Here is a 12,796-nt window from a genome sequence, read left to right as displayed (position 1 = left end):
GGAATCAGGTCAGCAAGCCAGCTTCTAGTCAGCAGCCGGGGCGGCGGCTGTGTTTGGAGCGAGCAGGGCAATTTTCCAGCGAGGACTGACGATCCTGGAGGAAGCGGCGGACGGAGGGGTCGCGTTCGAGACCGATGGCGATCTCGTAGGCTTGCAGGGCTTCGTCTCGGGCACCGGTTCTGGCAAGCAACTCGGCGCGGGCGGCCCAGTAAGGCTGGTATTCGGTGAGCCGCGCGTCGGCGGCTGTCTTTGGCAGTGCATCGAGTGCGGCGGTGGCGCCTAGCGTCTCGGCGATTGCGAGAGCGCGGTTGATGGTGACGACCGGTGAGTTGTTGGAGACGGAGAGCAGAGCATCGTAAAGCTCCACGACCGCGGGCCAGTTGGCCTGGCCGGTTCGGCAGCGGGCGACGTGCGCCGACTGGATCGCGGCTTCGAGCTGGTAGCGGCCGATGGAGCCGAGGGCGCAGGCGCGGAGGAGGAGAGCTTCGGCGTCGTCGATCATCTGCTGGTTCCAGAGCGCGGAATCCTGTTCGGCGAGCGGTATGTAGTCGCCCTGAGGGTTGCGGCGGGCGTGGCGGCGGGCTTCGGCGTAAAACATGAGGGCGAGCAGCCCCAATGCCTCGGGTTCGGCCGGCAGCAGCGCGGTGACCAACTGGCCGAGGAAGATAGCCTCGCCGGCGAGGTCTCGGCGGGCGACATCGGTTCCGGCGGCGTCGATCCAGCCTTCGGTGAAGGCGGCGTAGATGGCGTCGAGCACGGTCTCGAGGCGGTCGCGGAGGTCTTCGCGGCCAGGAATGCGGAAGGGGATGCCCGCCTGCCGGATCTTGTTCTTGGCGCGGACGAGGCGCTGGCCCATGGCGGCGGGAGACATGAGGAAGGCCGAGGCGATCATCTCAGCGTCGAGCCCGAGCACGACCTGAAGCATCAGGGGAGCGCGAATTCCGGCTTCGATGGCAGGGTGCGCACAGGCAAACATGAGGGCGAGCCGGCGGTCGGGGATCTCGGCGTCGGCGGGGTCAGGGCCGAAGGTTTCGGCTTCGTGGAGAAGCTGCTCGGCCGCGAGCTCGCCGCTTTGCCTGCGACGGATGCTATCGATCATCTTTCGGCGGGCGACGGTAAGGAGCCAGGCTTCAGGGTTCCCAGGGCAGCCGTTGCGCGGCCAATCGGTGAGAGCCGAGGCAAATGCTTCGGAGAGGGCGTCCTCGGCGGCAGCTACGTCGCGTGTGCGCGCGGCGAGAAAGGCGACGAGCTTGCCGTAGCTGCGGCGTGCGACTGCTTCCGCTGTGCTGTGCGCCTGCGCATCGACTTCATGCGAGTCCATCTGCTTATTCTCCGCACAGTGGCTACTGTGTTCCATGGCCTGAGGCGGCTACTCCTCCAACGACGCCGGCTTGCTGCAGGCGTTGTTGGAGGAGCTAGAGGCCGCTAGCTTGTCGTGTACTCCCAGATGGGTCGCACTTCGACGGTGCCATGGCTTGCTCCAGGGCAACGAGCTGCCCAGGAGAGCGCGCCGTCGAGATCGGGGACGTCGATGAGGTAGAAGCCGCCCAACTGCTCTTTTGTGTCGGCGTAAGGGCCATTGAGCACCTGCGGCTTGCCGTCGGCGACGCGGACCGTTGTTGCAGTGGCGATCGGCTGGAGGCGGTTCGCAGCGACATAGGCGCCTGCCTTCTTGAGGGCCTCGCTGTAGGCGTTGTAGGCGGCCACTCCTTGCTGCTTCTGGGCCTCGGTCATACGTGACCAACCGGCCTCTTCTGCGTAGAGCGTCAGTAGATATTTCATGGGAAACCTCTATCGTGGATTTTAGGCGGGCGGGATGGCCCGTCACTACAATGACGCCCGGGGCCCGGGTACTTCGACAGGTAGTGGAAAGAATTCTGCGGGGAGGAAGAGGCTAGGAGGGTGGTGAGCGAGGCAGGGATCGAACCTGCAACCCCGAGCTTAGAAGGCTCGTGCTCTATCCGATTGAGCTACTCGCCCTGATGTTGCCTGTTCCTGTCTTGATTGTAGCGGGATGAGGACGAATTAAGGGAGTAGCAGAGCAGGCTGCAGGTTATCTGGGGTGTCACCTCCAACCTTGAACCTCAGACACAGGGCGACGGTGACAACGGCTGGGAGCAAAACATTCCAGTAGGGGAGCAGATCCCAGGACTTCGAAGGTCCGGAGGCGGTTTCGCCCAGGACCGCTAAAAAGACCAGGGCGAAGTTGAGTGCGAGGAATCCGAGGGCGATCTGGCGCGCGAGATACGCAGGGCGATTCGCGGACCTGGCATAAAGCAGGATCAGAAAGCCTGGAAGAAGGTCCACCTGGTTATAGACCCAGACAAGGGTGGCGGGGCTGAGGGTGACCATGATGGCCAGGCAAAGGCTCACGGCGATGCCAAACTCGGCCGAAGCAGCCCTGCAGCGTCTCAGCTTCCAGAGACAGAGGCACACGGCCAAGGCCAGCAGTAGCAGAAACGCGTCGCCGACCCACTGGCCAATGACCGGAATCAGGATGAACAGGATTGGAACTAAAAACGTGCTGTGCGTGTAATGCGTGTAGTGGATCATGGCGGCGAGCCACTCTCTGATCCACCCATGCAACATCCACTCGCCGGCGAGGAACAATCCGCAGAGTGCTGCGAGCAGCGAAGCGAGAAACCGCCAGCGGCGGCCGGAGATGGCCCAGAGGAGCAGCCATGCAATCAGAGCCACTGTAAGTTGCGGCTTGATCGTGGAGAGAGCAAAGAGAATGGCGGCGCTTGTCTCCCGCTTATGCCGCAGGAGAACACACCCTGCGGTAATCAATGCGAAGACCAGGATACTGAGCTGCTGGTGGCGCAGAGCGACCATCACGGGCCAACTCGCAAGGACAAGGACGATTAGAAGGGCCATTTGGTTTGCCCTGATCCTGAGCCCGGTGAGCTGCAGCCATATTGGCACGCTGAGAGTGATCATGACTGTCGCCGCGCAGAAGTACAGAGCGCGGGCAACGCCCCAATTGAGGTAGGCGAGCGGAGCGAGGAGTATCGCCGTGTAGATCGGATAGGCGAAGGCCTGCTCATCTTTCTCCGTCTCGGATGGCGAGAGGATATGCCCGTAGTAGCTGAGCTGAATCTGCTTCGTCGTTACGTCGGAGTATGGATCGCCGCCTTCCAGAACGACGCGGGTTGCCAGCCACGGCGGAAGCAGGTCCGTTCGACCGTGCATCCAGCGATTCATCACGTGGAGATGCCAGAGCGGCGCAACCACAACGGCGATCAGAAGTAAGACAAGGGCAGGACGGTGCAGGCTTTGGGGGAGCCGGATGGCGGGCCGCGTTGGGGTTGCTGGTTGCGAGGCTGAGGCCATTTTTCACCGTGGCAAAAGCGCTGCAGCGGAGGGAATACAGGATCATTCTGCACCGACGGCGTGATTTTTGAGAAAAATAAATCCCGGGAGCTGCAAGTTATGAGGCGAAGGCCTTGTTGCGGAGAAGGGCGACGACGTCGTTGAAAGCGCGCGACCAGTTTTGGTTCGCGCTTTCAGGGCCGTAGCCGAGGGCCTTGATGTAGAGGCTGACGGCGAAGCCCTCCTGGGCCCCGGCGAGGTCGACGAGTGCGGGGCGGAGGACTAGCTCGAGCATCGCGTAGGGGTGGTCGAGCGGAACTGCGCGGCGGGTGAGACGGTCTAGAAGCTGCTCGTGGCGGTGAAGGGAGGCGAAGACGGTGCGGTCGCGCCAGAGGAGGTCGATGTAGCTGGCGAAGGCGACGGGAGTCTCCTCTGCCCCTTGCTGGAGATGGAGGTGGAGATAGGCGAGCTCACTTTGGGCGTAGGTGTCGTCGGCGTTGGTGGCTGCGACGGTCCAGGCGTCACATTTGGCCGTGAAGACTGGGGAGCGCGGGGCGTTGAGGGCGCGGAGGACTTGCAGGAGCGTAGGGTGCTGCTCGGCCTCGGGGAGATGGTCGAGGTCGTAGGGGTTCTCGCGGAGATCGATGAAGTGGATCTCAGGGTGCGCAGGGTCCGACCATGGGACGACGAGGACGGGATCGTCGGGGCCACATTCGGCGGACCACTCGGAGAGCATCTCTTTATCTTAGCGGCTTTGTTCGATGAGGCTAAGTGCGAGCACGCTCTTATATCAGGCGTGGTCGAAGAGGAAGCGCAGAAGGGTGTGTTCGGCCCAGTAGCCGTCGTAGTGTGTGGCTCGGTTGGGAGTGGCGAGGAAGGCGCAGTGGCCTCCGTGGGCGGGTTCGAGCAAGGTGACGTGCGGGTTGGCGGCGATGAGGACGCGGCTCGCCGGCAGGAGGCGGATGAAGGGGTCGTCGGCGGCGTTGAGGATGAGGGTGGGGACGGCGATACGGTCGAGGACGCGGGCGGAGGCGGCGCGGTAGTAGTAATCGTCGGCACCCGAGAAGCCTGAGTAGAGGGCGGTGATGCGCTGGTCGAAGTCGCGGATGGAGCGGACGGCGTCGGCACGCGCGGGGTCGTAGGCGCGGGGGAAGAGAGCGGCCTTGCGACGGAAGCGGCGCAGGAGGGCGCTGAGGAATCTGGACTCGTAGAGGCGATTCTGCGGGGCGTGAAGTGTGTCGGCGGAGGGGCCGAGGTCGATTGCGGGGGAGACTCCGATGACAGAGCGAAGCTGGGGCGGGGCTGAGGTACTGAGTTCGCCCGCGAGCTTGAGGACGAGATTGCCGCCCATGGAGTAGCCGATGAGTGAGACGGAGGTGAGTCCGTAGAGCGAGGTGAAGTGGCGCATGACGGCGTCCACATCTCCCGAGAGTCCGGAGTGGTAGAGCGTGGGCGTGAGGGCTTCGGTTCCGCCACAGTTGCGCATGTTCATGCGGACAACGTTGGCTCCGGCCTGCCAGAGTTTGTTGGCGTTGCCGACGACGTACTGCGAGGAGGAGGAGCCTTCAAGGCCGTGGACGATGATGGCCGTGTGGTGCGAGGCGCGGACGTCGAGGGGTTGCCAGTGGCAGTCGCAGCGGATCTGGCTGGAGATCTGGTCCTCGGTTGCGGGAGAGACCTCGACGAGTGTGGGCTCGGCATGCGGGAGGGTGTTGTGGCGAGGGAGGAAGTTGCCGACGATAGTCTGGAGATGGCCGTTGGAGAGGAAGCGGCGGGGAATGAAGTCAGTGGTGTGGGTCGCGAGGGATTCTAAGGTGGTGGACATCTCTACCGGGTGCCTGCCTTTTGGGTGTGGGTCGCGACTTCGGCGAGGAAGGAGACAGCGTTGAGGGCTCCGCTGGGCTCGTCTTCGTGCTTGAAGTAGATATAGACGTCGCGGTCGCGCGCGAGAGTGGTGAAGCGCTGGACGAAGGCGGCGATCTCGGCGGGAGTGTAGGCTCCGGTGCGGCGGAGGCGGAAGCTGGTGTGTGTGGCGGCGGTGTGGACCTCGGGGGTGGCGAGGTCGTCGCTCTCGGCTATGCAGAGCGCGGCGTTATGGGCGCGGAGGATGGCATAGGTCTCTTCGGTGAACCAGGACGCGTGGCGGAACTCGAAGGCGATGGGCGGGGCTCCTGCGGCGCGCAGGGCGGGGGCTTCGAGGAAGGTAGTCAGGCGAGCGGTGTCGGCCTTGAGGTTCGGCGGGAGCTGGAAGAGGATGAGGCCGAGCTTGCCGGCCTGGCGGACGGGTTCGAGTACCGAGATAAGGTAGGCGACGTCGTCGGCGCAGTTGGCTAAGCGCTTGATGTGGGTGATGCGCTGCGAGGCCTTGAAACTGAAGCGGAAGAAAGGCCGCGTGGCGGCAAGCCAGTCTTCGAGCATCTTTGCCGTGGGAAGTGCGCGGAAGGTGTAGTTGACCTCGACGGAGCTGAGCTGCGTGGAGTAAAACTCGAGGAATTTTTTTACGGGGGTTGAGGCGGGGTAGAAGGCTGGCTTCCAGGTGGGATAGGCCCAGCCGGAGGTTCCGGCGAAGATGCGCGAGGCTGCGGCGCTGGCGGCTATCTCGGGCGAAGGTGGGGGGGATTGAGGTGTGCGGGGCACTGTTCCGCAGGTGCTCGGTGGAGCTTAGGAGGATGTTTGGGGCGGCTAGTGGGGTTCGAACCCACGACATCCGCTGCCACAGAGCGGCGTTCTGCCACTGAACTATAGCCGCCGTATACTGAAGATTATAGCATTGGCTCCCGGCGGAAAGGAAACTGCCGCGGGAGGATGCGGGGAGTGCGATGCAGTCAGCCGTCAAGCCCGAGATTCTTTCGCCGCGTGCGAAGCTGGGCGGCAGGATGTTCGACGATGAGAATCTGGACCTGCTGTCGCACGTTCTGGACGACTTCATCAAGATCCCGGGGCTCCCGATCCGTTTTGGGCTGGACGGGATCATGGGAGTGGTTCCGGGGATCGGCGATGTGCTGGGTGGGATTGCTTCGTGCGTCATCATTATTGCGGCGTGGTTTCGCGGAGTGTCGTATGTGGTGCTGGCGCGGATGATTGCGAATGTGGGGATCGAGGTAGTGGTGGGCGCGGTTCCGGTGCTGGGGGATATGTTCGATATCGCGTGGCGGGCGAACCGGCGGAACTATGCGCTGTTGACCAACAGCCTTCTGGAGCCGCGGAAGTACACGATCCAAAGCTGGATTTTTCTGGGAGCGGTGTGCGCGGTGTTGATGGTGCTGGTGCTGCTGCCCATGCTGCTGCTGACGTGGATGGCGACGGGGATGATGCACTCGATCTTCGGGGTGAATGTGCACTTCCACACCTGGTTGTGAGGGATGCAGCGCGGGACGATGCGGTAGACTGGAAGGAGTCGGGGCGTAGCGCAGTCTGGTAGCGCATCTGCTTTGGGAGCAGAGGGTCGGGGGTTCGAATCCCTCCGCCCCGACCAATGATTCAATCACTTAGCGCGTTCGCGCATCCCCTCGAAAAAGCACTGTAGCGAATACTGTAGCGGGTGACTGCTTTTTGGACGGAGCCACCAGTCGCTATTGCGTGGTGCTGGGAAGTTCTTTCGATGTATGAAGCCGCGAAAAAACGTTCATCACTGCATCTTGGCTTGGGTGGACGTAACGGGCGGACATAGCTATGGAAGAATGTCCCGCAATCTGCGCTAGGGTCCAAGCATCGCAGCCGGCCACCCAAGTCGCGTGAGAAGGCCGAGACAGGTCAGGATCTTCGCAGCAACCGATCAGTTCGCCGTTCCCGACAAGGAGATAGTGTCGGGAGAACTCGCCGCATTGCTCAATATCTGGATGGTCGCCGACTGCGGACCTGCTGCGGTCGGCGCGAAGGTGACATTAATCGAGCAGGTCCCGCTCGGCGCTACGGTCGTGCAGTTATTCGTCTCGGTAAAGTTCCCGTTCACGGCACCTAGCACATTGATCTGGCTCACCGTTAGAGACGTTGTGCCGGTATTGGTGAGTGTGACGATCGTAGGAACAGATGTTGTGCCCACAGAGCGAGCTGGAAAAGTGATGGAGCCAGGAGAGAGCGACACTGCTGGAGACCCGCCGGTGCCTGATACTTGCACCGTGTTGGTCTTTCCGCTTGTCAGGTCGGTGACCGTAAGGTACTCGTGGATCGCACCTATATCATGAGGGTCGAAGGCGATGCTTAACGTGCACACCTGGGTCGTGCTGGCGGGACAGCTTGAACCCTGGGGCAGCGTGAAATTGCTCGAAGGCTGAAGCGATACGGAGATGGGATGGCCCAGAGGCTGCAAATTGCCATCGGAGACAGTAAACGTCTGGGCGGAGCTTGTAGTACCAAGAGGCTCGGTCCCGAAATTCAAGCTATAAGGAGAGACGAGGGGATCCCAGTAGCTCACATGGAATGTCAGGGGAACCGTCTGCGAAAACGAGGAATTCGTGTCCGTGATCTTCAGCAACGCGGAATAGGTCCCTAAACTGTTCGCTGTGAACCCATAACTCGCAGAGCAGGTTGCGCGAGGTGCAAGGGAGGTGCAGCCCGGTGACTGCGCGCCAAAGTTTCCCGCGTTCGCACCGGAGAACGAAAAAGAAAAATTCAACGGAGTTGTGCCGTTGTTTGTAATGCCCACAGTGTTCGTGCTGTTGGCAACATTGGTATTGCTCAAATACACAAATTGGTTCGCGTCGGTGCTGGTAATGAATGAAGGCCCGGCGGCCTGACCTGTCCCGGTGAATTTAACCCCGTTAATGCTTGCGGTGCGAACCCCAGTGGCTGACGGCGTAAACGTCACCGTAAAGCTGCACTGGACTCCATAAGGGAGAGAGCATCCCGAGGTGGAAAAGTCGCTCGCAGCCGGACCTGTAAACGTCCCTCCAAAGGAGAGAGGGTTAGCAGCTATGTCAACTGAGTAGACAAAGGTCCCACTTGCGGAGTCTCCAATCGCCCAGGTTCCAAGATCAAAGTTGAAGCGAATGTTGGTTGCATTTCCGGCAGGGTTTGAGACCTCCGCGTTGTTCAGCGACCCGAGCTGGACAGTTTGAGGGCCCGCCGATGCATCGTCGTCTATGGTCAGGAGACCGCCGAAAGGCTGGTAGTTGCCAAACTGATAGAGGAATCCGATTGACTGGACCGAAATTGTGCAGACAGACTGCGCGGGAAGCATCGTGCCGCAGTTGCTCGTGGGCAGGAAGCTGGAATTGCCGGAGGTGATGCTCGCAATCGTCAGGGGAGTGGTGCCATAGTTGGAAAGAGTAATGTCCTGCGAGGAGCCTGCCAGACTGAACGAAAGACTGGTTGCGCTCACCGTTACGGGTCCTGCGCTGGGCGTGACGCCGGCTCCTGTCAGCGCAACGTACTGTGGCGAGTCGGACGTATTGGAAACAACGCTCAGGTAGCCATTCCGTGCACCCAGCGCACTCGGCTTCATCGTCACCTCAACAAAACATGTAACGGTCGGCTGCACGGTCGATGTGCAATTATTCGTCTCGGTAAAATCTGCCGCATTCGGCCCGACCACTCCTATCGAGCTGATCGTTACCGCCGCCGAACCGGTGTTCGTAATCGTTACCGGCACCGCAACTGATGTAAGTCCAACCGACTCCGCAGGAAACGTCACGCTTGTCGGGCTAAGCTGTAACGTCATCGAGCTGGCCGGTGCCATAAGCCGGATCTGAAAGTCTGGCGGAGCCGTCGTCAGTCCCGGCTGGAACGGCGCCGCCGCAGCCGGGGCCAGGCTATACACCGCAGTCGTGTTCAACGTGGGATTGTTAGCCAGATTCAGCAGTGCAGCAATTGTATTCGTTGGCGCCGCGGCGGTGGCAGGAGTCATCAGAGAAAACAGGTGGCCGCAAGCCGACGAGTCGCCCGCAGTTCCTCCCGCCGAGTTTATGCACGTCGAGAGCACATCCGCCAGTGTGTCAATCTCTGCCGACGGAACCGTCATCCCCGTCGGTACCATCTGCCCCGGCGTCTCCCCGGTTGTCGGGTCGACGAGCTCCGAGGACAACGTGAACGCCGCCGTTAGCGATGACACATCCGTCGGAGACGACCCGATATTCGCAGCCGAACCCGAAGCGCCCATAAACGGAGCCAGCGTCGAGACCGCCGCCACCGTCGTCAGCTCGTTGATCATAACGAACGTATTCGACATGATCGACGAGCATGGCCCGATCGCCGTCATCATCGACAGGTTCGGGTTATTCGTACCCAGCCCCGGATCTCCGCCCGTCGCCGTCAGGTACACCATCGTTGCATTCGTACACGAAAACAGCCCACCGAAGAGGAAGTTCCCGTTCGCATCCGACTTGACCGTACTGGTCAGCATCGGCGTAGCCGCCGACCCATCCCCTGTCGTCCCCACGGTATAAAGCTGAATCGTCGCGCCCGAGACAGGCTGCTGACCACCATGGATATTACCGCCAATCCCCTTCAGCCGCGGAACACTGCTGCCTGGTTTCGTAGGCGAGAGGGAGCAGCCTGTTAGTGCCAGAAGCCCCAGCATAAGACCAGAACCGGAAAACCGAAGAGCAGCCAAGGGGAGGACCTTTCTCTCCGCGCATACGATCGCGCTGCAGCAGGGAGGAGCGCAGCAAAGCAATTGGAAAACGCCTGCATCATACCCCAGCCCAAATCCCACCTCAAGGATTATCTGTTGACTGCTGTTAGCTTACATGGGCTGCCCGGCTACTCGACATTCTCGCATCTACATGGTCGCAAGCGCTGTGGTCGCGGCATAATAACCGGCCATTCCGTGGACACCTCCACCAGGGGGAGTGGATGCTCCGCAGAGATAAAGATTGGACCGTGGTGTGCGATAGAGTGAACGTGTGGGGCGGAAGAGAAGCTGTCGAATATCCATGGCGCCCCCCAAGAAATCGCCGCCGATCAAATTCGGGTTCCACCGCTCAAGCGCCACGGGTGAGGAAATGGAGCGGGCCAAAATGCAATCGCGGAAATCCGGTGCGAAACGTGTGATCTGGCGTTCGATGGATTCGGTACAGTCTTTTGTGCTTCCGTTAGGTACGTGGCAGTAGGCCCAGGCGGTATGCTGGCCAACCGGGGCTCGACTCGGGTCAAAGAGCGACGGTTGACCGAGAAGTACGAAGGGCCGGTCGGAGGTGAAAGTTCGCTCCGACTCGGCAATCTCTTCAAGCCAGCCCCCAATGTGAACGGTCGCGGCCCGCGAACATTCAGGAGCAGTCCAGGGAATGGGGGCACTCAATGCATAGTCAATCTTGAAGGCGCCGGCGCCGTATCGGAAACTTTTCAGCTGCTTGCAGTAATGCGATGGCAATTGAGAGCCCGCGATGCGAAGAAGCTGTCGGGGAGTGATGTCGGCGAGAATGAGATCAGTTTCTGGGAGTTGAGTAACTTCATGATTGATTTCAATACGGCCGCCAAGGTCTTTCAGATAACGGGCGAGGGCATCTGGGAGAGCTTGAGCGCCGCCGCGCAAAATAGGCCAGCCAGTTGCGTGACCGGCAGCTATGAGAGTCAAACCAACGGCTGCAGAAGCTGGGGCTTCTAATGAAAGCACGGAATGAGTTGCCATGCCGGCAAAAAAGGCTTTGGCGCGTTTTCCAGCGAAACGAGAACGGGCCAGAGATGCTGCAGGTAGAAGTGCCGACGAACCGAAGCGCGCGAGGACAAATGGGTGTCGTGGGATATGCAGAATTGGCCCAAGAATCTCTTCAGATAATTCCGCAAATTCCGACGCCAGGGGCGCTATCAAGGAACGATATCGGCTACCGTCGCTTGCATCCAGAGTGGCGACGGTAGCTTCGATGGAATGTTCAAGCATAACGGCCGTTCCATCGTCGAGCGGGTGGGCGCATGGCGCGGTTGGTTCGATCCAAGGAATTTCTATGGGAAGTGAGCGAAAGAAGGGGCTCGCTACGCCCATCGGATAGACAGAGGATCCTAAGTCCTGACGGAAATTCGGCAGTGTGGTCTCTGCGCTGGAGCACGCGCCGCCGATTTGAACATTACGTTCAAAGACAGTGGTTGCAAAACCAGCGGCAGCGAGAACGATCGCCGCTGAAAGACCGTTGGGACCTGAGCCGATGATGCTCGCAGTTGGCATGGGCTTTGGCCCCCTAGCCTAGCACGTGCGGCGCCGACGGAAGACCTACGGTTCGACCCGGATCGTAGACGCTGCCGCGACCGACGTGCGGCGGTGGACTTAGTTTCTTACTTGCTGAGCACGGCTTCACGCCGGCTACACGATTATGAAGGACCACGTGCGGTTGGCGGAGTCGCAGGGCCGCAACGGTGGCCCCTCGAAATAGACATGAAGCGGCTTATTTTGGGAGCACCATTCTGGAGACGCGTGGCTTCCAGATATTTCTTGTAAATGCGCAATACGTAAAGAATGTTCCTGGCCGCAAGAGCGACGTGTCGGACCGCCGATGGATTCTCCATTCGGTGGGATTGTTGAAGACCAGTTTCCTTAGCCGGCCTCTTTGCCTTTCTTGGCTACTGTGCTTCGGGCGGCACCGTATCGAGCGCACCGCTGAAGTAGCTCTCGCGGAAACGGAGACGCGCACTTGGATAATCAGGGGCACTGACGCGGATGGAGTGCATTCCGGGCGAGGGATTGCCGTCCGGACCGGATTTAGGCTGGAAGCTTAACAGATAGTAGTTGTGAATGTGATTCGTGAGTTGAAGCATGCCTTCATCGAAGCTGTTGCGGGTGGTGAAGTTGATGTACTCGCCTCCGGAGAGTGCGGCCAGTTCATGCGATACGTTCTTCTTAAGAGCGTTGACGGCCATCACGAGCAGACCGATGGGACCGGAGCCTCCGCCGTAGTGGAGATCATTTAGGATTTCGGTCTTGCCCGGTGAGAAGGCCACCGAGTCGACGACAGTGTTGGTGCGGCCGAGCGCGGCGATCACCTCCGCGGCCTTGGTCTTGCTGCCGTGATCACGCGTCTCGCTGACCAGCAGGATGACGTGGCGGTTGTGGTCGTCGCGGGCTTCCAGAAGTTTGGTTGCGTAGGCGACGGCGTCAAAGGTGGCTGCGGCAGAGCCATCGCATGGAGTGAGCTGCGCGAGGGTCTCCGCTGTCTCGGCGGTATCGCTTGAGAAGTTGCCGAGCAGCGTAGGGTCTTCACTGTAAGAGACGACGGCGATCTGGTGTGGTGCTCCGCCGACGATCGAATCGATCATAGTGGCGAGTCCGGCGATGTGCGCCGACTCCATCACAGCCGAGCGGCTGCATTGCAGGAGCACGACCATCGTAAGGCCGAGCGAATCAGTGTCCTCGTCGAGGTGGATGGTTTGCGGAACGCCGTTGTCCTCGACTACGAACTGCTCCGGTTTGAGCGCGTAGATCATCTCACCGTGTTTGGTCTGGACGGTGGCGGGGACGAGAACCACGTTGGACTGGGTGCGGAGAGTGTAGGGCTGCGAGTCCTGCGCGTGCATGCTCAGAGTCACGGGCAAGGCCAGGAGCACGAGCTGTTGAAGA

Annotated in this window: 10 protein-coding genes, 3 tRNA genes and 1 pseudogene; 3 read left to right on the top strand and 11 right to left on the bottom strand. The window is 60.7% G+C overall.

What is annotated here, in order from left to right; genetic code table 11:
• Nucleotides 1-28 precede the first annotated feature (28 nt).
• The 8 genes from OHL16_RS14485 to OHL16_RS14450 all read right to left on the bottom strand — a co-directional run bounded on the left by OHL16_RS14485 (nt 29) and on the right by OHL16_RS14450 (nt 6,061).
• Nucleotides 29-1,321, bottom strand: a complete 1,293-nt coding sequence (locus OHL16_RS14485; protein ID WP_263367884.1) for an RNA polymerase sigma factor — start codon at nt 1,319-1,321, stop codon at nt 29-31.
• A 104-nt stretch (nt 1,322-1,425) separates the two neighbouring features.
• A complete protein-coding gene (locus OHL16_RS14480) occupies nt 1,426-1,782 on the bottom strand; it encodes a YciI family protein (RefSeq protein WP_263367883.1) in 357 nt (118 codons plus the stop codon).
• 121 nt (nt 1,783-1,903) lie between these two features.
• Nucleotides 1,904-1,980: transfer RNA gene (locus OHL16_RS14475), tRNA-Arg, on the bottom strand.
• A 45-nt stretch (nt 1,981-2,025) separates the two neighbouring features.
• Nucleotides 2,026-3,333: a glycosyltransferase family 87 protein gene (locus tag OHL16_RS14470; protein WP_263367882.1), complete on the bottom strand. Its 1,308-nt coding sequence runs from the start codon at nt 3,331-3,333 to the stop codon at nt 2,026-2,028.
• Nucleotides 3,334-3,430: 97 nt separating this feature from the next.
• Entirely contained in the window at nt 3,431-4,048 is a 618-nt protein-coding gene (locus OHL16_RS14465) for a hypothetical protein (RefSeq protein ID WP_263367881.1), read from the bottom strand.
• 54 nt (nt 4,049-4,102) lie between these two features.
• Complete coding sequence (locus tag OHL16_RS14460) at nt 4,103-5,137, bottom strand: YheT family hydrolase (protein ID WP_263367880.1); 1,035 nt, start codon at nt 5,135-5,137, stop codon at nt 4,103-4,105.
• Between the two features lie 2 nt (nt 5,138-5,139).
• Nucleotides 5,140-5,949 carry a DUF72 domain-containing protein gene (locus OHL16_RS14455; protein WP_263367879.1) on the bottom strand — a complete coding sequence of 270 codons (810 nt, stop codon included), beginning with the start codon at nt 5,947-5,949 and terminating at the stop codon, nt 5,140-5,142.
• Nucleotides 5,950-5,986: 37 nt separating this feature from the next.
• Nucleotides 5,987-6,061 (bottom strand) — tRNA-His (locus tag OHL16_RS14450).
• A 70-nt stretch (nt 6,062-6,131) separates the two neighbouring features.
• Here OHL16_RS14450 and OHL16_RS14445 point away from each other — a divergent pair.
• Nucleotides 6,132-6,671 carry a DUF4112 domain-containing protein gene (locus OHL16_RS14445; RefSeq protein WP_263367878.1) on the top strand — a complete coding sequence of 180 codons (540 nt, stop codon included), beginning with the start codon at nt 6,132-6,134 and terminating at the stop codon, nt 6,669-6,671.
• 39 nt (nt 6,672-6,710) lie between these two features.
• Nucleotides 6,711-6,787: transfer RNA gene (locus OHL16_RS14440), tRNA-Pro, on the top strand.
• 300 nt (nt 6,788-7,087) lie between these two features.
• Here OHL16_RS14440 and OHL16_RS14435 read toward each other — a convergent pair.
• On the bottom strand, nt 7,088-9,862 hold the full coding sequence (locus tag OHL16_RS14435) for a choice-of-anchor D domain-containing protein (protein ID WP_263367877.1): 2,775 nt from the start codon (nt 9,860-9,862) through the stop codon (nt 7,088-7,090).
• Nucleotides 9,863-10,030: 168 nt separating this feature from the next.
• Nucleotides 10,031-11,410, bottom strand: coding sequence for a phytoene desaturase family protein (locus OHL16_RS14430; protein WP_263367876.1), 1,380 nt, complete (start codon nt 11,408-11,410; stop codon nt 10,031-10,033).
• 233 nt (nt 11,411-11,643) lie between these two features.
• Here OHL16_RS14430 and OHL16_RS14425 point away from each other — a divergent pair.
• A pseudogene (locus OHL16_RS14425) lies at nt 11,644-11,775 on the top strand (IS110 family transposase); the annotation flags it as partial.
• Nucleotides 11,776-11,802: 27 nt separating this feature from the next.
• Here OHL16_RS14425 and OHL16_RS14420 read toward each other — a convergent pair.
• Nucleotides 11,803-12,765: a VWA domain-containing protein gene (locus OHL16_RS14420; RefSeq protein WP_263367981.1), complete on the bottom strand. Its 963-nt coding sequence runs from the start codon at nt 12,763-12,765 to the stop codon at nt 11,803-11,805.
• Nucleotides 12,766-12,796 lie beyond the last annotated feature (31 nt).

It is taken from the genome of Edaphobacter bradus (assembly GCF_025685645.1).
Lineage (GTDB): Bacteria > Acidobacteriota > Terriglobia > Terriglobales > Acidobacteriaceae > Edaphobacter > Edaphobacter bradus.
The sequence above is the reverse complement of the archived record's forward strand: the minus strand, read 5'-3'. Positions and strand labels throughout refer to the sequence as shown.